Here is a 22,595-nt window from a genome sequence, read left to right on the forward strand (position 1 = left end):
GTGCCGACAAAAGACCTGCACCGACGCCACCCCAGCTACTCCCCGCCCAACCTCAGCACGACCCTCACCCCTGCGGACGAACGAACGGGAACAGCACAGTCTGCCGGATGGACGTCCCGCTCAGCATCATCAGCAGCCGGTCCACGCCCAGGCCCAAACCGCCCGTCGGCGGCATTCCGTGTTCCAGCGCCAGCAGGAAGTCCTCGTCCAGTTCCATTGCCTCGACGTCCCCGCTCGCGGCTCGCAGCGACTGCGCCTCCAAGCGGCGGCGTTGTTCGAGCGGGTCGGTCAGTTCGGTGTACGCGGTCCCGACTTCCGACCCGAACGCGATCAGGTCCCAGCGTTCTGCCAGGAGCGGGTCCGTGCGGTGCTGGCGGGTCAGTGGGGAAACCTCGGTCGGGTAGTCCGTGTAGAACGTCGGCAGCACGGTCGAGCCTTCGACCAGATGCTCGTGCGCCTTGAGGACCAGGTCGCCCGCGCTGGCTTCCTCAGGCACGGGGACTCCGGCGGCGGCGCACAGTTTTCGCAACGTGGCGATGGGCGTGTGCGAGTCGATTTCCTCGCCCAGTGCGTCCGAGACGGCTTTGTGGACCGGGATGACGGGCCAGTCGCCGGAGATGTCGTGTTCGACGATGCGGCCGTCGGCGTCGGGGCGTCGCACGACCTGTGCGCCGTACGCGGCTTCGGCGGCGTACTGGATCAGGTCGCGCATCAGGTGACGCATGGCGTTGTAGTCCGCGTACGCCTGGTAAGCCTCCAGCATCGTGAACTCCGGGTTGTGGGTCGCGTCCACGCCCTCGTTGCGGAAGTTCCGGTTCAGTTCGAAGACTCGCTCCACACCGGCCACGCACAGCCGTTTCAGGTACAGCTCCGGAGCGATGCGCAGGTACATCCGCATGTCGTACGCGTTGATGTGCGTGACGAACGGCCGCGCGTTGGCACCGCCGTGAATGGTCTGCAGCATGGGGGTTTCGACTTCGAGGAAATCGCCCTGATGGAGGCGTTCGCGGACGGCTCGGACGACCGTCGAGCGCAGGCGGAGCATGTTCGCGGAGTCCGGGTTGACCGCCAGGTCGAGATAGCGCTGGCGGACGCGCGTCTCCGGGTCGGTGAGACCCTTTCGCTTGTCCGGCAACGGGTGCAGGCATTTCGCGGTGACGGTCCATTCGTCCACGAGCACCGACAATTCGCCGCGGCGGGAGGTGATGACCTCGCCGCTGACGCCGACGTGGTCGCCAAGGTCGACGCCGGTGCGCCAGCCGGACAGGTCAAGGACCTTGGCGTCGAGCATCAGCTGCAGTTCGCCGGAGAAGTCCTTGATCCGCGCGAAGCACAACCCGCCGAGGGTGCGCAGGGCGAGTACCCGACCGGCCACTCGCACGCGTTTTCCGGTGTGCGAATCCGGTTCCAGTCCGGAAAACGCGTGCACGACGTCGCCGAGGTGGTCTTCGCGGGAGAAACCGACCGGGTACGGGTCGACCCCGAGTTCGCGCAGTTTGTCCACTTTGGCCACGCGCACGCGGACCTGTTCCGGACGGCGCTTGGCCCGCGGCACGACCTGCGCCGCCTCCTCGTCGATCCGCCGGACCTGCGCGACGAAGTCCTCGCCCACGTTCTCCAGCCGCAGCGACCGCGAGCGTCCGGTGGGCACGAAACCCTCCAGCGCGCCCGCGACGATGCCGACCCGAGGGAGCCGTCGTGCCGAGGAGTAGCAGAGGAACCGCGGTTCCCAGGCCGGGCCGTACTTGGCGTTCGACCGGTACAGCGATTCCAGCTGGAAGAACCGCGAAGCGACGCCGAGCACCGCCCGCCACGCGCGCAGCACCGGGCCGGCGCCGATGCGCTCGCCCTCGGAGAAGACCGCGCGGAACATCGCGAAGTTCAGCGAGATCCGCTGCGCGCCGATGTGCTGCGCTGCCGCGACGACCTCGGCGACCATGTACTCGTTGAGCCCGTTTTCCGCGTCCCGGTCACGGCGCATCAGGTCGAGTGAGAGACCCCGGCGGCCCCACGGCACGAAGGACAGCAGGCCGCGCAGTTCGCCGTGCGCGTCGTACGCCTCGACCATCACGCTGCGGCCGTCGCTCGGATCGCCGAGACGGCCGAGAGCCATCGAGAAGCCGCGCTCGGTCTCGTCGACGCGCCACTGCTGCGCGCGAGCGAGCAGCTGCACCATCTCGTCTTCGGGGATTTCGCTGTGCCGCCGGACCTGCGCGGTGTACCCGGCGCGCTGGATCCGTTTCACCGCCTGTCGCACGGACTTCCGCTCAGGGCCGGTCAGCGAGAACTCGCGGACGTCGAGGACCGCTTCGTCGCCGATCTGCAGCGCGCGCAGCCCCGCCGCGGCGTAGACCTTCGCGCCCTTCTCGCTCGCGCCGAGTACGCCTGGCGTCCAGCCGTACGTACGCGCTTCGTGGAGCCACGCCTGCACCGCGTCCGGCCAGGCCTCGGGGTCGCCGATCGGGTCCGCACTCGCCACTGTGGTGCCAGCGAGGACGCGGTACGTCACTGCGGCACGACCGTTGGGCGCGAACATGACGCTCTTGTCGCGACGCGTAGCGAAGTAGCCAAGCGAGTCATCTTCGCCGAACTCAGCCAGCAGACGGCGCAGCCGCAGTTCTTCGTCGTCTGTCCGAATGCGACGGCTGCGTACGCCGCGGAAGAGCGTGTACAGCGCGGCGGTGGACACGAAGGTCGCACCGAGGTCGAGGACTACGTCGATCCACGCCGGTCCCTCGCCGACGCCGATCCGGCGCAGCTGCAGGTTCTCGCCGGTGGCATGGTTGACCACCCAGGCGAACCGCTCCCACGTGTCGCCAAGGCTGCCCGGGAATACCTCGGTGAGCGCCCAGCCGAGCACGATCACGCCGAGGAACCCGGCGAACAGCACGGAAAGCCCGTTCCACCAGGCGCCGGGAGCGAGCCGCGCGGGGAACGCCGGGCGCAGCGACAGCAGGAACACGATCAGCAGGATCGAGATCGCGTCCGCGATCGCCAGCGCGCCCACCTGGGTCGGGATGTGCCGCATCTGCCGGGCGTTGAGCGTGAGGAGGTCGGGAGCCCACAGCAGCAGCGCCTGCAGGACCAGCGTCGTGATCAGGCCGGCGACCTGGAACAGCACCAGCACGTACAGCGCGGCCTTTTTGCGCCTGCGCAGCGCCGCGCCGAGCACGACGAGCAGCAGCACGATCACGAGGCTCGAGCTGGTCGGCACGCTCAGCACGCCGAACGCCATATCGATGCCGTTCAGCAGGTGCCCGTGCCGCCCGCCGGAGAGCAGCAGCACAACCGAGAAAAGCGCTGCCAGCTGCACGACAGTGGCCACGAGACCGCCGGCGCGGGCCTTCCATCCGAGGCCGCGCGGGCGGGCGCTCACTGGGGTTCCCATTGGATCCTTCCTGGGCGGCGCAGCCGCTCCGTTGAGGGAGGTGGTGGGGCGGCAGCCGGGCTTTCTTGCGACCCGTCCCGAGTCAGGGACGCGCCGGACCTTCTCACCATCGGGCGCATATCGGCCCGATGCCTATCAAGACGTCACAGGAGGCAAAACGGTTGTCGCTACCCGGCCGTGTGAAGCTGGTCGCACGACCTTGGGGCCCTCCGGCGCGCGTGTCACGCTGTGTCCGGTACTGACTCCACGACCCGGGGACCTCCGCGAGGCCTCGAGGGAAGGACGGTCGACGACGATGTCTGCCCAGTCTGCCCAACCCGATGGCGCCGCCGGCGAGGTGGCCGCCCCTTACGGAACCGGCCCCGCGAGCACCGGCACGGCCAAGCCGCGAAAAGTCCGGATTCACCATCTGCGCGAGCTGAAGGACCGCGGCGAACCGTGGCCGATGCTCACCGCTTACGACATGTATACCGCCGAGCTTTTCGACGAGGCAGGCATCCCCGTGCTGCTGGTCGGCGACTCCGCGGCGAACAACGTGTTCGGTTACGACACGTCGCTGCCGGTGACGGTCGACGAACTGCTCCCGCTGGTCCGCTCGGTCACCCGGGCGGTGAAACGCGCGCTCGTCGTGGCCGATCTGCCGTTCGGCTCCTACCAGCTTTCCCCGGAGCAGGCGCTGGCCACGGCCGTCCGGTTCATGAAGGAGGGCCGGGCGCACGCGGTCAAGCTCGAAGGCGGGCACCGGTTCGCGCCGCACGTCGAGGCGCTCACCTCGGCCGGGATCCCGGTCATGGGACACATCGGCTTCACCCCGCAGAGCGAGCACAACCTCGGCGGCTACCGGGTGCAGGGGCGCGGCGAAGCGGCGGACAAGCTGCTCGCCGACGCGCTGGCCCTGCAGGAAGCCGGCGCGTTCGCGGTCGTGATGGAGATGGTCCCCGCCGAGGCGGCCAAGCGCGTCACGCACGAACTGAAGATCCCGACGGTCGGCATCGGAGCCGGTCCGGACTGCGACGCCCAGGTGCTGGTCTGGCAGGACATGGCCGGGCTGCGCCGCGGCAAGGCGCCGCGGTTCGTGAAGCGGTACGCCGATGTCGCCGGGGTGCTGCAGAGCGCGGCGACGGCGTTCGCCGAGGACGTCCGGCGCGGCGAGTTCCCGGCGCCGGAACACGCGTTCCACTGAGCTGCCTCGTGAGTGCCGGTGCGAGCCGGCACTCACGAGCGGCGGAACCGTTCGGCGAGTTCCGGATCGTTCTCCCACCACAATCCCTTCGCCGGTGCCTCGCCTGCCGCTGCCTCCTCGTCCAGCTTCTTGTCGAGCCGTTTCGCCCGTTTTTCGTCGTCGCGCGCCCACCTGATGAAGAGCGCGCCGACGAACGGCAACCCGGCGACGTCTCCGCCGATCCACAGCACGCCCGCGCCGATGATCTGGTCGGTGCGCCGGTCCGGTCCCCAGTCGCGGTGCACCGCGTCGTAGTGCGCGGGCGCGAGCAGCGGGCCGAGCCACAGCACGAGCCCGAGCGCGCCGTCGAACACCACTTCGGTGAACGAGATCCACACCGACACCAGGTGCGAGCCTTTGCGCGGCGTCGGATCCAGCTGCACGCGGCTGTAGAAGTACAGGAAGCCAGCCAGTACAAGCGCTACGCGCACGAGGCCGCCGACGACCGCTGAGTCGAGCGAAAGCTCGTACAGCGGCGTGAGGTAGATGAGCAGGAACGGCGCGATGAGCACCACGGTGACGCACAGCGGGAAGGTGATGAACTGCGCGAACCGGCCACGGCCGTGCGTACGCAGCCACGCGGCGAGCCTGGGAGGAGCCGTGCGCATCAGTAGCGTCACAGGCGCGCCTAGCGCGAGAAGCAGCGGCGTGACCATCAGCAGCACTGTGTTCTGCGTAGCGCGGACCCAGAACAGCGTCGTGTCGTACACGCCGAGGAACGAGCACGTGACCAGAATGAGGGTCGCCAGCCCGCACAGGAACGCTGTGGTCCGTCCGGCTGGCCACTCCTGACGGCGGGCCGCCACGACGTAACCGACGCCGAGCGCGAGCGCGACAAGGACGGCCGGGACGTCGAAGGTCCAGGCCGTGAACAGCGTCGATCCGCTCAGCGGCGGCAGGTCAGGCACGATTTCGATGCGTTCAGTGTGCACCCGGCGAAATTGCGCCTTACGCCGCCCCTGAGACCGCGAAGAAGATCAGGCTGCCGATTCCGGCGACCGCGCAGTAGATGGCGAAGGGGGTCAAGGTGCGCGTTTCAAAGTATTTCGTCAGAAAACGGACAGAAATATAGGACGCCACGAACGCCACCACGCTCCCGACCAGCGCCGGGCCTAGTGACGGCTTGTTCTCCGGCGTGAACAGCGTCGGCATCTTCAACGCACCCGCGGCGAGGATCACCGGGGTCGCCAGCAGCCAGGCGAAACGGGCAGCGTCCTCGTGGTCGAGCCCTCGGCGCAGACCGGCCACCATGGTGATGCCGGAGCGGCTGATTCCGGGCAGCAGAGCCAAAATCTGCGCCGACCCGATGAGCACGGCCTCCTTCACGCTCAGCTTCGACAGCCGGACGTCGGTGGCCTCGTCGACCGTCACCGCGCGCATCACCATCGTGTCCTCGGCGCTGAAGTCGATCGTCTCCTCCTCACGGGAGACCGCCGCGGCGGGCTTGCGCGAGAACTTCTCCGCGGCGTAGAGCACACCGCCGTTGAGCGCCAGGAAGATCGCCGACGGTACCGGTTTTCCGAGGACGTCGCGCAGCAGGCTTTCCAGCAGCAGCCCGGCGATTCCGACCGGAATCGTGGCGAGAATGAGCAGCCACGCGAGCCGCTGATCAGCCGTGCGGACCTCGCGGCGGCGGATCGACGTCCACAGGCCGGTGACGATGCGCACCCAGTCGCGCCGGAAGAACAGGATCAGCGCGATCGCGGTGGCGACGTGCATCGCCACCAGCACGGCGAGATACGGCGAATCCTTCCCGATGCTCAGGTCGCGTCCCCAGCTTCCGCCGACGAGCGCGGGCAACAGGACGCTGTGTCCGAGACTGGACACCGGAAACAATTCCGACACGCCTTGCAAAGCGCCGACGACAATGGACTCGAGGTAGCTGACCGCGGACATTCACCGGGCCTTTCTCACCGCAGTTCGGGCATTCCGCGGAAAAGCTACCGGGGTTCGGGTTAACTCCGAGCAAGCCGGGCGGGAACAGAAGCAGCCGACACTTCCCGGCCATCCCGTGTTCATTCTGTTCACATCCATGAACATCAATCATGTACTTGACCAGCGTTCTCTCGATGTTTTAGCGTGAGCGCACGCCGCATCCGAAGTCATCGAGCCTCGACGAGGAGGGTTGGAATGCGCGTCCGCGATCGAGTTCTGGCGGTCACCGCCGGAGCCGCAGCACTGCTCGCACTCGCCACACCCGCGGCGTCCGCCGGGACCGTCCCGGTCAAGAACTCCGCCGAACTGAAGACGGCGCTGGCCTCGGCCAAGCCGGGCACCACGATCCAGCTGGCCACGAACACCACCTACACCGGCAACTTCAAGGCCACCGTCAACGGCACCGCGAACGGGCGGATCACGCTCACCGGCCCGCGCAGCGCGGTCGTGCAGGCGTCCGGCGGCCGCACCATCGAGCTGACCGGCAGCTACTGGACGCTGTCCGGGTTCACCGTCACCGGCGGCCAGAAAGGCGTGATGGCGCTGGGCGTCAACCACACGCTGGTGGACGGGCTCAAGGTGACCGGCATCGGCAACGAAGGCATCCACTTCCAGCACGGCAGCAGCGACAACGTCGTGCAGAACTCGGAAATCTCCGACACCGGCAAGGAAAACGGCGGTTTCGGCGAGGGCATCTACTTCGGCTCGGCGAACAGCAACTGGCCGGACGGGAAGCCCGATCACAGCGACCGCAACAAGGCGATCGGCAACAAGATCGGCCCGAACGTGCGCGCGGAATCGATCGACGTCAAGGAAGGCACCACCGGCGGCGAACTGCGCGGCAACACCTTCGACGGCACCGGCCAGAGCGGCGAGAACTACGCCGACAGCTGGGTCGACGTGAAGGGCAACGGATACCTGGTCACCGGCAACAAGGGCAGCAAGGTCTTCGTGCACGACGCGACTTACGGATCCTTCGAGGTCCACGTGCAGGTCGACGGCTGGGGCCAGAACAACACCTTCTCGGACAACACCGCGGACGTGCAGGCGCCCTCGGCCTACGGGTTCTACGTGGTCAAGGCGGCCACCGGGAACAAGGTCTGCGCCAGCAACAAGGTGACGAACGCCGGGAAGGGCTTCGCGAACGTAGCCGCGACACCAGGCTGCTGACCGCGATCACAGACGGGGGCCCGCTCAGCCCGGCGGCGGGGGCGGGCCCCCACCCTACTTGCGACAAGCCGGACGTCTTCGGGAAGAGTGTCCGGCATGGACGAGCTGTACCCGCCGACCCCGGTGCGCGCCGACGGAATGCTGGACGTCGGCGACGGGCATCGGATCTACTGCCAGGAAGCCGGGAATCCGCAAGGGAAACCGGTGGTGGTACTGCACGGCGGGCCGGGAAGCGGCACCGCCCCGATGACCCGGCGGCACTTCGACCCCGAGGCGTACCGGATCATCCTGTTCGACCAGCGCGGCGCCGGCCGCAGCACCCCCAACGCGGGCGACGATGACCTGTCGGCAAACACGTTGTGGCACTTGGTCTCTGACATGGAACTGCTGCGCGAACGACTGAACATCGACCGCTGGCAGCTCTTCGGTGGTTCGTGGGGCTCGACGCTTGCCCTGGCGTACGCGGAAACCCACCCGTCACGAGTGTCGGAACTGGTGCTGCGCGGGATTTTCACCGTGCGCCAGCGGGAATTGGACTGGCTTTACCGCGGCGGGGCGGCGAATCTCTTCCCCGCCGAATGGGACGCCTTTCTTGAGCCGCTGAACGAGCGGCAGCGGGAAGACCCGCTAGCCGGGTACGCCGAACTGCTCCACTCCCCCGACCGTGCGGTGCGGGAGCGGGCCGCGATCGCTTGGAGTGTCTGGGAAGGCGCGACGGTGGCGTTGCTGCCCCAACAGTCCTTTGTGAACCAATACGCCAACCCGGAGTTCGCGCTGACGTTCGCTCGCCTTGCCGTGCACTACTTCCGGCACGGTGCGTGGCTCGAAGAAGGCCAGCTGATCCGGGACGCCGACCGGCTCGCCGGGATTCCCGGAGTGCTGGTGCAAGGGCGTTACGACGCGGTATGCCCGCCCATCACGGCGTACCAGCTGCACCGTGCCTGGCCTGGCTCGACGCTGAAACTCACCGAGTCCGCCGGCCACGCCGTCACCGACCCGGGCATCCTCGCCGCCCTCCGCGAGGCCACCGACAGCTTCCGGTAAAAGCCGTGAGGGCCGCCTTGAGGGAATCTGCTTCCCTCAAGGCGGCCCTCACAGACCTTCGCGGAGCTAGATCCGGCCGCCGCTCGTGCTGTCGCCGCCGGAAAGCCGCTGTGCCAGGTAGACCGGCACCGTCGAGACGATGATCAGCACCGCCGCGACCACGTTGACCACCGGAGCCTGGTTCGGCCGGAACAGGTTGTTGTAAATCCAGATCGGCAGTGTTTCCATGCCGGTGCCGAGCGTAAATGTCGTCACGATGATCTCGTCGAACGACAGCGCGAACGCCAGCAATCCGCCCGCCAGCAAAGCGGATCGCAGCATCGGGAACGTCACCAGCCGGAACGTCGTCATCCCGTCCGCGCCGAGATCCATCGACGCTTCTTCGAGATTCCCGCCCATCCGCCGCAACCGCGCGACAACATTGTTGAACACCACCACGATGCAGAACGTGGCGTGCGCGACGATCGCGGTCATCAGCCCGAGGTCCAGTCCGAAGATCGTCCGGAACGCGTTGTTCAGCGCGATACCGGTGACAATGCCCGGCAGCGCGATCGGCAGAATCACCAGCAACGACAACGAGTTGCGCCCGAAGAACCGGTACTTCTGCAACGCGAACGCGGCCATCGTGCCGAGCACCAACGCGATCGCCGTCGCCGAAAGCCCGGCGATCACGCTGGTCCACAAGGCGTTCAGCGCGCCCTCGTTGGTGATCGCCCGGCCCCACCATTCCAGTGTGAAGCTCTTCGGCGGCCACCCGAACGTGGTGTCCGCGTTCACCGAGTTCAGCAGGACCACCAGCAGCGGGAAGTAGATCACCGCGAATCCGGCTCCGAGCGCGGTCCACAACAGCACCCGGGCGGGTTTCGACATCCGCACGGCGGTCTCCTAGAGGTTGTCCAGCGCACCGGTGCGACGCACCGCGGCCAGGTAGACGAGCATGATCACGACCGGAACCGTCGCGACGGTCGCGGCGAACGGCAGATTGTTGGCCGCGCCGATGTTGTCGTACACGACGTTTCCGAGCATCTGCGAGGTGCCGCCGACGATCTTCACCGCGATGTAGTCGCCGAGCGACAGCGAGAAGGTGAAGATCGAGCCCGCGACGATCGCCGGGAACGTCAGCGGCAGGATCACCGAACGGAACGTGCGGAACGATTTCGCGCCGAGGTCGCCGGAAGCGTCCACCAGGGACACCGGAAGCCGTTCGAGGCCCGCGTAGATCGGCAGGATCATGTACGGAAGCCAGAGATAGGACAGCGTGATCACGGTCGCGGTGACGCCGTATCCCGGCCCGGACAGGCCGAGCGGGTCCAGCAGCCAGTTCAGCACTCCGTTGCCGGACAACAGGGTCCGCCACGCGTACGCCTTGACCAAGTAGCTCGCCCACAGCGGCGTCATCACCATGATCACCAGCACGCGCTGCGCCTTGGGCGAGGCGAGTTTGGCCATGGCGAAGGCCATCGGGAAGGCGATCACCGCGTCGATCACGGTCACCAGCAACGCGATGCCGACGGTGCGGAACGTGATCGTGCGATAAACAGAATCACTGAAAAGAGTGACGAAGTTGTCGAAGGACCAGTCGGTGACCACCTTGCCGGTGAAGACGTCGGTGGACCAGAAGGCCGTGATGAAGAGGGCGGCGAGCGCGCCGAGGTAGGCCAGGCCGAGCCAGAGCATCGGAGCGGTGAGGAGAAGGCCGAGGCGCAGCTGGGGTTTGCGGTGGAAGAAGGCCGAGATGCGGTGACTCGGCGGGCTCACGGCGGTCATGTCTTAGCGCTTTCGGGTGCGGAGGGAGAAAAGCCGAGGGCCGCGGGAACATTGGGGAGGGCCCGCGGCCCCCGGCGGACTCGCGGATGCCGGCGCGGTGGGAACCGGCATCCGCGAGAGTCGGTTCAGCCCTTGATCTCGGTCCAGGCCCGGGTCCAGTCGCCGTAGTCCTTGCACTTGACGTCCGTGCGGCCGTCGAGGCACTGCGGGATCGGCGTGGTCCAGTACTGGATCTTGGCGGCGTACGCGGCGTCGTTGGCGTGGTAGGTGTCGCACAGCGACTTGTCCTTGAACTCCGCGCAGGCCTTGGAGTTCGCCGGGGCCTCGCCGAAGTACTCGGCGACCTGGGCGTTCACCTTCGGGCTCGTGATGTAGTCCATCCACTTGTACGCGCACGTCTTGTGCTGCGACTTAGCGGACACCATCCAGGTGTCCGACCAGCCGGTCGCACCCTCGCTCGGCACGGTGGCCTTGACCGGCGCGCCCTCGCTCTTCGCGAGGTTCACCGTCACCTGCCACGCGGTGCCGATCACGCCGTCGCCGCTCTTGAGCGACTGCGTTTCCTTGAGGTAGTCCGACCAGTACTCCTCGACCTGCGGGCGCTGCTTCTTGAGCAGGTCCGTCGCGGCCTTGAACTGCTTGTCGTCCAGCGCGTACGGGTTCTTGATGCCCAGATCAGGCTGGTGCGCCATCAGGTACAGCGCCGCGTCGGCGATGTAGATCGGGGAGTCGTAGGCGATGATCTTGCCCTTGTACGGCGTCTTCTCGTCGAACATCGGCGACCACGACGTGGGCTCCGGCTGCACCTTGTCGGTGCGGTAGGCCAGCACGTTCGCGCCCCAGCCGTGCGGGATGCCGTAGGCGACGTTGTTGACGCTGTTCCACGACTTGTTCTTGAGGAACGGGTAGATGTCGTTGTAGTTCGGCACCAGCGCGGTGTTGATCGGCTCGACGTCGCCCGAGGCCACCAGCCGCAGCGAGGCGTCGCCGGACGCCGAGACCACGTCGTACTGCCCGGTCTTCATCAGCGTCACGGCCTCGTCCGAGGTGCCGAACGGCTTGACGTTGACCTTGCAGCCGGTCTGCTGCTCGAACGGGGTGACCCAGTTGACCTTCGCGTCGTTCTGGCCGTTTTCCGCGTAACCGGGCCACGCCAGCACGTTCAGCTGGCCTTCCGGCTGTCCGAGCTGCGTCAGCGCGTTCAGCTTCGGCGGGGTGAAGCCCTGTGCGCCCGGCGCCGACCCCGTTTTGGAGTCGGAGCCCGAGGTGCCGCAGGCAGCGAGCAGGAGGCTCACGCCGCACAGCCCTGCGAGCAGCGTCTTCCTGTTCTTCATAGCGAGAGAAACCTTCCCGTGAGGAACTAGCCGGCTTCGGGGACCCGGAAACTGTGTTCGCGGCGCCAGCGCAGGCGAACGCGACCGTCGGCGAACTCGGTCGGCTCGCTGGTGTTCTGGCGGACCACGGACAATTGGCCCCCGGCATCGAGCGCGACAGCGTAGCGCACCGTCGAACCGGCATAAACGACATCCGTGACCGAACCGGTCGCAGAAGTCTCTCCGGGACCGGCCGGCGACGCAAGGTCTCCGTCGATGCGGATCTTCTCCGGCCGGATGCTGTACACGCCCGGCCTGCCGATCACCGCCTCCGCGCCGCGCCCGCTGAGCAGGTTCGACGTGCCGACAAACCCTGCTACGAAAGCACTTGCCGGCCGCTCGTACACCTCGACCGGGGTGCCGACCTGTTCGATCCGGCCCGCGTTGAACACGGCGATCCGGTCGCTCATGGTGAGCGCCTCGTCCTGGTCGTGGGTGACGAAGACGAAGGTGATGCCGACCTCGCGCTGGATCTGCTTGAGCTCGATCTGCATGGTCTGGCGGAGCTTGAGGTCAAGCGCGCCAAGGGGTTCGTCCAAAAGCAACACTTTCGGGCGATTCACGAGAGCGCGGGCAAGTGCTACGCGTTGCCGTTGTCCACCGGACATCTGCGACGGTTTGCGATCGCCGAAATCCTCCAGCCGCACCGTGCGCAGCGCTTCCTTCGCGCGTTCGCGGCGTTCGGCTTTCGCGACCCGCTTGACTTTCAGGCCGTACTCCACGTTCTGCTGCACCGTCATGTGCGGGAAGAGCGCGTAGTCCTGGAACACGGTGTTGACGTCGCGGTCGAACGGAGCCAGTTGGCTCACGTCCTTGCCTTCGAGTTCGATCGTGCCCGCGGTGGGCAGTTCGAACCCGGCGATCATCCGCAGCACGGTGGTCTTGCCGGAACCGGACGGGCCGAGCATCGAGAAGAACTCGCCGGGCGGGATGTCGAGGTCGACCCCGTCCACGGCGCGCACCTTGTCGAAGTGCTTTTCCAGTCCGGTGAGCCGGATCGCCGGCTGCGCGGACTGCGGACGCCTTCCCGGCGGCCGGGTCTCGGCGGGGGCTTGATGGGGCATGACAGGCCTTCCGATGGATCTGGTCACGACGGCTACAGCGCACTCATCACGTGCTTGACGCGGGTGTAGTCCTCGAGGCCGTACAGCGAGAGGTCCTTGCCGTAGCCGGACCGCTTGAACCCGCCGTGCGGCATCTCGGCCACGAGCGGAATGTGCGTGTTGATCCACACGCACCCGAAGTCGAGTTTCGCCGAGAACTTCATGGCGCGCTGGTGGTCCTTGGTCCACACCGAGGAAGCGAGGCCGTAGGGAACGCCGTTGGCGTGCTTGAGCGCCTCGTCGTCCTCGGTGAAGCGCTGCACGGTGATGACCGGGCCGAAGACCTCGTTCTGGATGATCTCGTCGTCCTGGCGGAGACCGGAAACCACGGTGGCCTCGTAGAAATAGCCCTCGTCGCCGGATCGCCGTCCTCCACAGTGGACGGTCGCGTGCTCCGGCAGCCGGTCGATGAAGCCGGAGACCTTTTCCAGTTGCGCGGCGTTGTTGAGCGGGCCGAAGGCGACGTCGTCGCCCGTGCCGGTCTTGTTCGCCTCGGCCTGGCGGGTGAGCGCGTTGATGAACGTGTCGTGCACGTCCTCGTGCACCAGAACCCGGGTCGCCGCGGTGCAGTCCTGGCCCGCGTTGAAATATCCGGCCGCGGCAATGGCTTCGGCGGCGGCTTCGAGGTCGGCGTCCGGGAACACGATCACCGGGGCCTTGCCGCCCAGTTCGAGATGGACGCGCTTGACGTCGTGCGCCGCCGAACCGGCGACCTCGATGCCCGCGCGCACCGAACCGGTGATCGACACCATCGCCGGAATGTCGTGCTCCACCAACGCCCTCCCGGTGTCGCGGTCGCCGCAGATCACGTTGAACACGCCGGCGGGCAGGTGCTCGCCGCAGATCTCGGCGAGCAGCAGCGTGGAGGCGGGAGTGGTGTCGGACGGCTTGAGCACGATGGTGTTGCCCGCGGCGAGCGCCGGCGCGATCTTCCAGATCGCCATCATCAGCGGGTAGTTCCACGGCGTCACTTGCGCGCAGACGCCGACCGGCTCGCGGCGGATGAACGACGTGTGGCCTTCCATGTACTCGCCGGCGGAGCGGCCTTCGAGCACGCGCGCGGCACCGGCGAAGAAGCGCACCTGGTCGATGACCGCGGGCAGTTCTTCTTCCATGGTCAGCGCGAACGGCTTGCCGGTGTCCTTCGCTTCGACCCGGATGATTTCCTCGCCGCGAGCTTCGAGCGCGTCAGCGATCTTCAGCAGTGCGAGCTGCCGCTGCGCCGGGGTGGTCTCGCGCCAGCTTTCGAACGCTTCCGCGGCGACCTTCAGCGCGCGGTCCACGTCCTCGGCTCCGGCGACCGGCGCGGTGCAGTACGCACGCCCAGTGACCGGGTCGACGATTTCCGCGACCTTTCCGGACAGCGAGTCGACGAAAGTCCCGCCGATGTAGTGCTTCAACTCCAGCACGCGTGCGCCTCCTGACTCTCCGTGGCAGGATGAAACATATAACTCCATATTTCAAATGACAAGGCCCTGGGGCAGGATTGGCTCCAACGGATGCCGAGACGGGTGGACCAACGATGCGCAAGGAGATGTCGAACAGCGCACGACTGGCGATGTTCGCCCCGCTGGAACAGGTGGGGCGCGCGGAGGCGGTCGCGGCGCGGCTGTTCGACGCCATCACGCTCGGTCTCCTCGACGACGCCGAGCAATTGCCGAGCGAGGCCGAACTCGCCGCGCAGTTCCGCGTCTCCACGGTCACCGTGCGCGAGGCGCTCGCGGTGCTCCGGCAGCAGGGTCTCGTCGAAACGCGGCGCGGGCGCGGCGGCGGCAGCTTCGTGCGCACTCCGGACTGGCCCGCGCAGAGCTCGTGGGCCGAACGCCTGCGATTGGTCTCAATGGCTGAACTTCGCGACTTCGGCGACCACTACCTCGCCGTCGCGGGCTCGGCGGCGAAACTCGCCGCGGAACGCAGCACCCCCGAAGATCTCGAACGGCTCCGGCTCACCGCGGAAGACCTCCTCGGCGCGAGCGGCCCCGACGCGACCCGCGCGGAACGGCACTTCCACCTCGAAGTCGCCGCCGCCGCGCAGTCCCCGCGGCTCACCAACCAGGAAGTTCAGCTGCAAAGCGAACACGGCGTATTGCTCTGGGCGCCCCTCGGCGACAAGGAAACCTGCCGTGGGTCCTACGCTGAGCACCAGGCGATCGTCTCCGCGATCGCCTCGGCCGACGGCGATCGGGCGCGCGCCTTGACCGAAGAACACCTTCTCGGCGCGCTTGATCGGCTCGCGGATCTGCACCTGACCCTCGAAACGCCGTAAGCTCCGATGACCCGCATCACGAGGTGAGCATCGTGACCGACACCCGCACGCTGACCGGCGAAGAGGTAGTGACCCAGGTTTCCTCCCTCGTCGAGGAGATTTTCGCGCGCCTGAAACCAGTTCTGGCCGCCGCGGAGACACTGCTCGCCGAACCGGGCGACCTGAGCGCCGAGGCACTGCACGCGATCCGGCCGCAGGTCATCGAGGCGCTCGGCGGCCTGGTGGTCGGCGCGGGCTTCGTGAGCGCGCCGAACGTCCTGGCCGATCAGGAACTCGGCTTCGAGTGGTGGACCTCCTGCCGCACCGAAGACGAGGCGCCGGAACAGCTGTTCATCAGCCTGGATCCGGAGAGTCCTAATTTCCTTGACTACACGCGGCAATCGTGGTTCACCGTCCCGCGCGACAGCGGACGGCGACACGTCAACGGGCCGTACGTGGACTATCTCTGCACCGACGAGTACACGCTCACCTTCACGGTTCCCGTTACGCGCGGTGAGGAATTCGCCGGAGTCGTTGGTGCGGACGTGTATGTGCGCGAGTTCGAGCGCACGGTGAGTCGCCGGCTGCGCGCGCTCGGCCGGACCGCCGCGTTGCTCAACGCGCAGGGACGGGTGATCGTGTCGAACAGCGTGCGGAAGGCGACGGGGTCGCTGGTGCGCGAGATCGACGTGCCTGCTTGGTGGGCGTCCGGGGCGGAACCGTACACCGCGCCGGGCGGGATGACGTTGCGGCGGTGCGGGGATTCGCCGATCACGCTGCTGGTCACTACCTGATCTGGAGCGCGAACCACAGCTCCGCGCGGACGCCCGGCGCGTCGAGGTCCCGACCCAGCAGCTCGGCGACTTTAGTGACCCGGTTGCGCAAGGTGTGCCGATGCACGCCGAGCTTCGTCGCGGCGAGGTCCCAGTGGCCGTGGTGTTCGAGCCAGCAGCGCAGGGACAGCTCCAGATCGCCGCGTCCGGTCCGGTCGAACTCGCGCAGCGGAGCGAGGAGCTGATCGGAAAACGCTTGGGCGGCTTGATGATCGACCAAGCCGAGCAGTCCGGCACCAGCGTGGTCGGCGTAGCGCAGCAGCGGCACTCGCTGCGTCCGCGCTGCCTCGGCCGCTTCTTCCGCCTGCCGGAGCGCGGTCGGGAACTCTTTGGCGGCAGACAGTCCACTGTGGAATTCCCCGGTTTCCGCGACGATCGCGCTTACCTCGTCGTTCTCGGCCAGGACGATCAGCTTGTCTCCGCGATGGGCGGCGAACACTTGCCCGGCAAGGGTTTCCAGTCGTTCGTACAGCGTATTCCGGGCGGACTTGCTCCCCTTTACCGCCAGCACTGTCCACGGTTCCCGCGGAAGATCCGGTACGACCTCGCGCGCCAGCTCGTGGTGTCCAGCGGCCAGCAGCTCCAGTACGCCGGTATGCAGTTGGGAGAGGGAAACCCGCTGGGCTCGATCCTGTTCCAGGGCAAGGGAAAGCAGCGAGACAGCCGTGTTGACGATGTGCTGGCCGGTGCTGTCCAACGGTTCCGCAGTGCCGACCGCCAACGCGCCGCGCGTGTGCAGGGTCTGGAGTACGACCTCGTCGTCGCCATGAGACACCACGCGCGTGCCCGCGCGAAGGCCAGTGACGTCGAGTTCGACACTGCGTGCCTTGGCGGACGAGGCTTCGCGTACGCGTCCGGCCGAGTCGTAAAGCACCACCCAGCCGTCGATGAGCCGTGCGAGTCTACGCACCACTCCCCCGGCACCGCTGCGGCCGACCGCGATGCGGGTCAACTCCTGCTGGGCGCGGCCGATCCGGACCGTCGCGGCGTACTCGTCGGCAGCGACGGACCGGGACACCGCGCGCGTGATCGCGATGAACGGCGTCTTCCGCGGCACCTCCAGCACTGGCAAGCCGACCTCGTCGGCCGCCGCCACCAAGGCGTCCGGCACCTTCGCGTGGCTCAGCCCGACGCCGAAACCTAGCCCGGCGACGTCCGCATCGACCAGCCGTCGGACGTACGCCGCGTACGTCGCGCTGTAGAGCGTCAGACCGGTCGTGAGCAGCAGTTCCCCGCCTTCAAGGAAGCTCTGCGGGTCGGTCAGCTCGGTCGGGTGCACCCAGCCGATCGGGCGGTCCAGCCCGGCCTCGCCCGCGACCACGCGCAGGCCGAGGGCGGGTTCGGCGGCCAGCGCCCGCAGGGTGAGTGCCATAACGGCCAATTGTAGCTGCCGAATTGGACAGAACGGCCAGCTGACGGCGGGCGGCGCAAGCCCCATCCTGAGGGGCGACCCACCCACGCGTACAGGAGCGAGCCTTGACCACCAGCACCGCCGCCGAGCCGCAGGCTCCGGCACCCCGGCAGCGCAGGCTGCAGACCGAGATCCCCGGGCCCGTCTCCCGCGCACTGCACGAGCGCCGCGCGAACGCGGTCGCCGCCGGGGTGGCGTCCACGCTGCCCGCCTACATCACCTCCGCCAGCGGCGGCCTGCTCACCGACGCCGACGGCAACGTGCTGATCGACTTCGGTTCCGGGATCGCGGTGACGAGCGTCGGGCACTCCGCGCCCGAGGTGGTCGACCGGGTGCGCGAGCAGGCGGCGCTGTTCACCCACACCTGTTTCATGGTGACCCCGTACGAGGGTTACGTGGAGGTGTGCGAGGCGCTGGCCGAGCTGACGCCGGGCGACCACGCGAAGAAGTCGGTGCTGTTCAACTCCGGCGCCGAGGCAGTCGAGAACGCGGTGAAGATCGCCCGCACCGCTACCGGTCGCCAGGCCGTCGTGGTGTTCGACCACGCCTACCACGGCCGCACCAACCTGACCATGGGCATGACCGCGAAATCGGTGCCTTACAAGCACGGTTTCGGTCCGTTCGCGCCCGAGGTGTACCGCGTGCCGGGCTCCTACCCATACCGCGACGGGCTGGCCGGCCCGGAGGCCGCGCGGCAGGCGATCGACCGGATCGAGAAGCAGATCGGCGGCGACCAGGTCGCGGCCGTCGTGCTCGAACCGATCCAGGGCGAGGGTGGCTTCATCGAACCCGCTCCCGGTTTCTTGCCCGCGATTTCCTCGTGGTGCAAGGCGAATGGCGTCGTGTTCGTCGCCGACGAGGTGCAGACCGGTTTCTGCCGCACCGGCAGCTGGTTCGCCTCCGCGCACGAGGACGTCGTCCCGGACCTGGTGTGCACGGCCAAGGGCATCGCGGGCGGCCTGCCGCTCGCCGCGGTGACCGGGCGCGCGGAACTGCTCGACGCCGTCGGCCCGGGCGGACTCGGCGGCACTTACGGCGGCAACCCGATCGCGTGCGCCGCGGCGCTGGGCGCGATCGAGACCATGCGCAATGAGGACCTGGCCGGTTCCGCACAGCGCATCGAAGAGCGGGTGTTGCCGCGACTTCGGGCGTTGGCCGGGGAAACCGGTGTGATCGGCGATGTCCGCGGGCGTGGCGCGATGCTGGCGGCCGAGTTCGTGAAGCCGGGCACGAACGAGCCGGACGCCGACCTCACCAAGCGCATCGCCGCCGCCTGCCACGCGCAGGGTGTCGTGGTGCTGACCTGCGGCACGTACGGCAACGTCGTCCGGCTGCTTCCCCCGCTGTCCCTGTCCACCGAGCTGCTCGACGAAGGCCTCGCCGTTCTCGAGTACGCGATCCGCACGGAGGCCCGCAAGTGACTTTACCGTTCTGGGTAGCCGGAAAGCCGGTCACCAGCAGTGAAACGACCGTCGTCCGGCATTCGTTCGACGGTTCCGAAGCCGGTTCGCACTACGTGCCCGGACCGTCCGAAGTGGAATCCGCAGTCCAGGCCGCGGCGGACGTCGCCGACGAGTTCGCGACGCTTCCCGCGCACGTCCGGGCAGGCGCGCTCGACCACATCTCGCGGCGGCTTTCCGAGCGGACCGAGGAAATCGCCCAGCTGATCACCGCCGAATCGGGCAAGCCGCTGAAGTGGTCGCGCGGCGAGGTCGGCCGTGCGGTGTCGACGTTCCGCTGGGCGTCCGAGGAAGCCCGCCGGTTCTCCGGCGACCTGCAGCGCCTCGACACCGACCCGGGCGGCACCGGACGGCTCGCGCTCGTCCGGCGCGTGCCGCGCGGCCCGGTGCTGGGCATCACGCCGTTCAACTTCCCGCTGAACCTGGTGGCGCACAAGGTCGCCCCGGCGATCGCGGTCGGCGCGCCGATCGTGCTCAAGCCCGCCCCGGCGACGCCGCTGACCGCGTTGCTTCTCGGGGAAATCCTTGCCGAGACGGACCTTCCGGCGGGCAGCTGGTCGATCCTGCCGCTGGGCAACGAGGCGACCGCTGAACTGGTGAAGGACCCGCGGCTGCCCGTCGTGTCGTTCACCGGTTCGGTTCCGGTCGGCTGGGCGATCCGCGACAGCGTGCCGCGCAAGCACGTCGCGCTGGAGCTCGGCGGAAACGGCGCGGTACTGGTCTGTCCGGATTGGACTGACCTGGACTTCGCCGCGCAGCGGATCGCGACGTTCGCCATGTATCAGGCTGGGCAGTCGTGCATCTCGGTGCAGCGCGTGTACGCGCACACCGACGTCTACGACGAGCTGCAGAAGAAGGTGCTGGAGCAGGTTGCCGCGCTGCGCACGGGAAACCCGCGCGAGGACGGCGTCGACGTCGGTCCGCTGGTCAACGAGGCTGCCGCTTCGCGGGTCGAGTCCTGGGTGACCGACGCGGTGGCCGCCGGGGCCAAGCTGCTGGCCGGCGGCGGCCGTTCGGGTGCGACGGTGGAGCCGACCGTGCTCTCCGAAGTTCCCGAGGACGTTTCGGTGATGGCGGACGAGGTTTTCGGTCCGGTGGTCTCGCTGGTCCGGGTGTCCTCTGTGGACGACGGAGTGGAGCGGATCAACGCCTCCCGCTTTGGTTTGCAGACCGGCGTGTTCACCCGCGACCTGCCGACCGCGTTCGACGTGTCGGCGCGGCTCAAGGTGGGCGGCGTGCTGGTCGGCGACGTGCCGAGCTTCCGCGCCGACCAGATGCCTTACGGCGGCGTGAAGGACTCCGGCGTCGGCCGGGAAGGCCCGGCCGCGGCGATGGCGGACTTCACCGAGGAACGCGTGACTGTCCTTACCGGACTGACTCTCTGAGCGCCGCGTAGGCGTCCACGAGGGACGGTCCGTACCACGTGAGGTAGCGCCCGGAAATCAGCACCGGGCGCATCTCCGGGAAGAAGCCGGGGCCGTCGTCCTGGGTGAATTCGTACGGCTCGTCGGGCAGTACGACCAGGTCGGCTCCGGTCTTCTGGAGTTCTTCCAGCGACGGCCGGGGATAGCGCTCGGAGTGTCCTGAGTAGGCATTCTCGATCCCGATTCGGCGCAGCACGTCGCCAGCGAACGTGTCGCGCCCTAACACGATCCACGGCTTGCGCCACACCGGAATCACCGCCCGGTACCGCACCGGTGCCACTTCCCGCCACAACTCGTCCGCGGTGTCGAGCCATTCCGGTTCGTCGATGCCGTACACCTGGCCGAAAATCCGCCGCAACGACCCGAGCGCGGCAGGCACGGACTCCGCCGCCGCCATGACGAACACCGGAATCCCGTTGGCGCGCAGGGTTTCCACGTCCTCCGGCCGGTTCTCCTCGGAATTCGCCAGCACCAGATCCGGTTCGAGCGCCAGCACCCGGTCCAGCTTCGGGTACTTCGACCCGCCCACCCGTTCCACGTCCAGATCAGCCGGATGCGTACAGTAGTCCGTCGCCCCGACCAGCCGCCCCGGCGCGCTGACCTCGACCGCCTCGGTCAGCGACGGCACCAGCGACACGACCCGCCGCGGCGAGCCCTCGATCGGCACCGGCTCGCCGAGATCGTCGACCAGTTCCGCGTTCCTCATACTCGTTCGAACGACACCTTCCGCTGCTCGACGTCCACTTCGGTCAGCCGCACCGCGATCCGCTCGCCCTCCGGGAACTTCTCGCCGGAGCACTTCGCCATCACCGGCGGATGCTCGACCAGGATCTCCGCCCGGTTCTCGTCCGCTCGCAACACCACCGCGGTGAATTCGCGACCCACATGCTCAGCGAGTACCCACGCTTCGACCTGATCTATGCACGCCCGTTCCACCCGCGCGGCCAGACTGTCCGAAGCGGACATTTGTGCGGGCACTTCGGACAACGCCTCCCGCACCCAGTCCGGCACCTCGCGCCCGGCCGTCACCGCGAGGCACACCTCAGTGCCGAACCGGTCGACCAGCCGCCGGATCGGTGCCGTGACGTGCGCATACGCGCCGCCGATTCCCGCATGCGTGGTAACCGCGGGCAGTTCCCCGGCAAAGGCCGTGTATCCCGCGCCCCGCAACAGCCGCGTGGTGTCCGCGTACAACGCCATCGAGGCGGGCTGCCCCGGATCCAAAGTAGACAAAAACTCGGACACTGTCTGCTCGACCGGCCAAGCCAGCCCCACCGCCGTCGCGGACCGGTGCAGCCATTCCACCGCGTCCGGCTCCGGGGACGGCAGCGTCCGCAGCACCCCGATCCCGGCGTCAATCATGATCCGCGCCGCGGCCATCCCGGTGAGCAAAGAGATTTCGGCGTTCCAGGCGTCGACGACCGTTCGCGGCCGGCGCGCGAGAATCCAGCCGCCGTCGACGTCGCCGCTGATTTCCTGCTCCGGCAACTGCAATTCGACCGCCCCGCGCCGCACCGCGAGACTGCGCCGCAACCGGCCGAGCTCGGGCAGCGCCGCCACCGACGGATGCGGCCGCCCGGCGTCCAGCGAAGCCTGGACGCCTTCGTAGTCAAGCTGCTCGGTAGAACGCACCAGCGCCCGCCGGACCCGGGTGGCGACGATTTCCCCGGCCTCGTCGACATCGATCGTCCACAGCACCGCCGGCCGGATCTCGCCCGGCAGCAGGCTCGCCGCCCCCTCCGACAGCACCGGCGGATGCAACGGGACATTGCCGTCCGGCAGATACAGCGTCTGCCCGCGCCGCCGCGCCTCGTGATCGAGCGCCCCGCCCGGCGGGACGAACGCCGCCAGGTCCGCGATCGCGTACTGCACCCGGAAACCGCCCGCGCGGCGCTCGAGCACCATCGCCTGGTCGAGGTCCTTGGACCCTGGCGGATCGATCGTGACGAACGGCAGGTCAGTGGCGTCCTCGCGGCCGCCTGCCGATGCGAGCGGATCGACCACGGCCGCCTCGGCCTCCGCGAGCACCGCGGGCCCGAACGACTCCGGCAGCGCGAACTCCGCCCGGAGACGACCGAAGTCCCCTCCCGACGCTGGTGTCCTCAGCACGAGTGGCGGCACGTTCCAACACTATCCCGCCGAACCGCCGGTGATCGCCCGTTCGGGCGCGGGCCGGTCGGGTGTAGCCTGCCTGGCATTGATAACCGTCTTCATTTTCAG

At 68.1% G+C, this 22,595-nt stretch carries 18 protein-coding genes; 7 read left to right on the forward strand and 11 right to left on the reverse strand.

The window, feature by feature from the left end:
- Nucleotides 1–64 precede the first annotated feature (64 nt).
- Nucleotides 65–3,388, reverse strand: a complete 3,324-nt coding sequence (lysX, locus tag ACZ63D_RS39175) for a bifunctional lysylphosphatidylglycerol synthetase/lysine--tRNA ligase LysX (protein WP_465359386.1) — start codon at nt 3,386–3,388, stop codon at nt 65–67.
- A gap of 295 nt (nt 3,389–3,683) precedes the next feature.
- On the opposite strand from lysX, the gene panB reads away from it, so the two are divergent.
- Nucleotides 3,684–4,571, forward strand: coding sequence for a 3-methyl-2-oxobutanoate hydroxymethyltransferase (gene panB / locus ACZ63D_RS39180; protein WP_465359387.1), 888 nt, complete (start codon nt 3,684–3,686; stop codon nt 4,569–4,571).
- Nucleotides 4,572–4,603: 32 nt separating this feature from the next.
- On the opposite strand, the gene ACZ63D_RS39185 is transcribed toward panB, so the two are convergent.
- Both ACZ63D_RS39185 and ACZ63D_RS39190 read right to left on the reverse strand, forming a co-directional pair.
- The gene (locus ACZ63D_RS39185; RefSeq protein ID WP_465359388.1) at nt 4,604–5,542 is read right to left on the reverse strand and encodes a cytochrome c oxidase assembly protein; all 939 of its coding nucleotides are present in this window, start codon (nt 5,540–5,542) and stop codon (nt 4,604–4,606) included.
- 16 nt (nt 5,543–5,558) lie between these two features.
- Nucleotides 5,559–6,506: an undecaprenyl-diphosphate phosphatase gene (locus ACZ63D_RS39190; protein WP_465359389.1), complete on the reverse strand. Its 948-nt coding sequence runs from the start codon at nt 6,504–6,506 to the stop codon at nt 5,559–5,561.
- A gap of 234 nt (nt 6,507–6,740) precedes the next feature.
- Between ACZ63D_RS39190 and ACZ63D_RS39195 the strand changes: the two genes are divergently transcribed.
- Nucleotides 6,741–7,715: a right-handed parallel beta-helix repeat-containing protein gene (locus ACZ63D_RS39195; RefSeq protein ID WP_465359390.1), complete on the forward strand. Its 975-nt coding sequence runs from the start codon at nt 6,741–6,743 to the stop codon at nt 7,713–7,715.
- A 96-nt stretch (nt 7,716–7,811) separates the two neighbouring features.
- Nucleotides 7,812–8,759, forward strand: a complete 948-nt coding sequence (pip, locus tag ACZ63D_RS39200; RefSeq protein WP_465359391.1) for a prolyl aminopeptidase — start codon at nt 7,812–7,814, stop codon at nt 8,757–8,759.
- Nucleotides 8,760–8,825: 66 nt separating this feature from the next.
- Here the strand turns inward: pip and ACZ63D_RS39205 are convergent, their stop codons facing one another.
- From ACZ63D_RS39205 to ACZ63D_RS39225, 5 genes are all read right to left on the reverse strand, one after another.
- Nucleotides 8,826–9,629 carry an ABC transporter permease gene (locus tag ACZ63D_RS39205; protein ID WP_465359499.1) on the reverse strand — a complete coding sequence of 268 codons (804 nt, stop codon included), beginning with the start codon at nt 9,627–9,629 and terminating at the stop codon, nt 8,826–8,828.
- Nucleotides 9,630–9,644: 15 nt separating this feature from the next.
- Entirely contained in the window at nt 9,645–10,526 is an 882-nt protein-coding gene (locus ACZ63D_RS39210; protein WP_409183090.1) for an ABC transporter permease, read from the reverse strand.
- A 125-nt stretch (nt 10,527–10,651) separates the two neighbouring features.
- A complete protein-coding gene (locus ACZ63D_RS39215; protein WP_465359392.1) occupies nt 10,652–11,860 on the reverse strand; it encodes an ABC transporter substrate-binding protein in 1,209 nt (402 codons plus the stop codon).
- 26 nt (nt 11,861–11,886) lie between these two features.
- Nucleotides 11,887–12,963, reverse strand: a complete 1,077-nt coding sequence (locus ACZ63D_RS39220) for an ABC transporter ATP-binding protein (protein ID WP_465359393.1) — start codon at nt 12,961–12,963, stop codon at nt 11,887–11,889.
- Nucleotides 12,964–12,995: 32 nt separating this feature from the next.
- Entirely contained in the window at nt 12,996–14,411 is a 1,416-nt protein-coding gene (locus ACZ63D_RS39225) for a gamma-aminobutyraldehyde dehydrogenase (RefSeq protein WP_465359394.1), read from the reverse strand.
- Nucleotides 14,412–14,524: 113 nt separating this feature from the next.
- Between ACZ63D_RS39225 and ACZ63D_RS39230 the strand changes: the two genes are divergently transcribed.
- Nucleotides 14,525–15,268, forward strand: a complete 744-nt coding sequence (locus ACZ63D_RS39230) for a FadR/GntR family transcriptional regulator (RefSeq protein ID WP_037815737.1) — start codon at nt 14,525–14,527, stop codon at nt 15,266–15,268.
- 32 nt (nt 15,269–15,300) lie between these two features.
- Nucleotides 15,301–16,041 (forward strand): cache domain-containing protein, encoded by a 741-nt coding sequence (locus ACZ63D_RS39235; RefSeq protein WP_465359395.1) that lies wholly within the window; start codon nt 15,301–15,303, stop codon nt 16,039–16,041.
- On the opposite strand, the gene ACZ63D_RS39240 is transcribed toward ACZ63D_RS39235, so the two are convergent.
- Complete coding sequence (locus ACZ63D_RS39240; protein ID WP_465359396.1) at nt 16,034–17,452, reverse strand: PucR family transcriptional regulator; 1,419 nt, start codon at nt 17,450–17,452, stop codon at nt 16,034–16,036. The genes ACZ63D_RS39235 and ACZ63D_RS39240 overlap by 8 nt on opposite strands.
- A gap of 104 nt (nt 17,453–17,556) precedes the next feature.
- Here ACZ63D_RS39240 and gabT point away from each other — a divergent pair, with 104 nt between their 5' ends.
- Together gabT and ACZ63D_RS39250 are read left to right on the forward strand one after the other, a co-directional pair.
- Nucleotides 17,557–18,912: a 4-aminobutyrate--2-oxoglutarate transaminase gene (gene gabT / locus ACZ63D_RS39245; RefSeq protein WP_465359397.1), complete on the forward strand. Its 1,356-nt coding sequence runs from the start codon at nt 17,557–17,559 to the stop codon at nt 18,910–18,912.
- Nucleotides 18,909–20,336 (forward strand): aldehyde dehydrogenase family protein, encoded by a 1,428-nt coding sequence (locus ACZ63D_RS39250; RefSeq protein ID WP_465359398.1) that lies wholly within the window; start codon nt 18,909–18,911, stop codon nt 20,334–20,336. Before gabT ends, ACZ63D_RS39250 begins: the two co-directional genes overlap by 4 nt.
- On the opposite strand, the gene ACZ63D_RS39255 is transcribed toward ACZ63D_RS39250, so the two are convergent.
- Nucleotides 20,317–21,081 (reverse strand): helical backbone metal receptor, encoded by a 765-nt coding sequence (locus tag ACZ63D_RS39255; RefSeq protein WP_465359399.1) that lies wholly within the window; start codon nt 21,079–21,081, stop codon nt 20,317–20,319. The two genes, ACZ63D_RS39250 and ACZ63D_RS39255, sit on opposite strands and share 20 nt — an antisense overlap.
- Nucleotides 21,078–22,496, reverse strand: a complete 1,419-nt coding sequence (locus tag ACZ63D_RS39260) for an RNB domain-containing ribonuclease (RefSeq protein WP_465359400.1) — start codon at nt 22,494–22,496, stop codon at nt 21,078–21,080. Before ACZ63D_RS39260 ends, ACZ63D_RS39255 begins: the two co-directional genes overlap by 4 nt.
- Between the last annotated feature and the right edge of the window lie 99 nt (nt 22,497–22,595).

The sequence above is a fragment of the Amycolatopsis sp. NPDC104775 genome (assembly GCF_055583325.1).

Coding starts and splice junctions, on each gene's coding strand:
- lysX (WP_465359386.1), bottom strand. CDS start 3,388: ATGGGAACCCCAGTGAGCGCCCGCCCGCGCGGCCTCGGATGGAAGGCC.
- panB (WP_465359387.1), top strand. CDS start 3,684: ATGTCTGCCCAGTCTGCCCAACCCGATGGCGCCGCCGGCGAGGTGGCC.
- ACZ63D_RS39190 (WP_465359389.1), bottom strand. CDS start 6,506: ATGTCCGCGGTCAGCTACCTCGAGTCCATTGTCGTCGGCGCTTTGCAA.
- ACZ63D_RS39195 (WP_465359390.1), top strand. CDS start 6,741: ATGCGCGTCCGCGATCGAGTTCTGGCGGTCACCGCCGGAGCCGCAGCA.
- pip (WP_465359391.1), top strand. CDS start 7,812: ATGGACGAGCTGTACCCGCCGACCCCGGTGCGCGCCGACGGAATGCTG.
- ACZ63D_RS39205 (WP_465359499.1), bottom strand. CDS start 9,629: ATGTCGAAACCCGCCCGGGTGCTGTTGTGGACCGCGCTCGGAGCCGGA.
- ACZ63D_RS39210 (WP_409183090.1), bottom strand. CDS start 10,526: ATGACCGCCGTGAGCCCGCCGAGTCACCGCATCTCGGCCTTCTTCCAC.
- ACZ63D_RS39215 (WP_465359392.1), bottom strand. CDS start 11,860: ATGAAGAACAGGAAGACGCTGCTCGCAGGGCTGTGCGGCGTGAGCCTC.
- ACZ63D_RS39220 (WP_465359393.1), bottom strand. CDS start 12,963: ATGCCCCATCAAGCCCCCGCCGAGACCCGGCCGCCGGGAAGGCGTCCG.
- ACZ63D_RS39230 (WP_037815737.1), top strand. CDS start 14,525: ATGCGCAAGGAGATGTCGAACAGCGCACGACTGGCGATGTTCGCCCCG.
- ACZ63D_RS39240 (WP_465359396.1), bottom strand. CDS start 17,452: ATGGCACTCACCCTGCGGGCGCTGGCCGCCGAACCCGCCCTCGGCCTG.
- ACZ63D_RS39255 (WP_465359399.1), bottom strand. CDS start 21,081: ATGAGGAACGCGGAACTGGTCGACGATCTCGGCGAGCCGGTGCCGATC.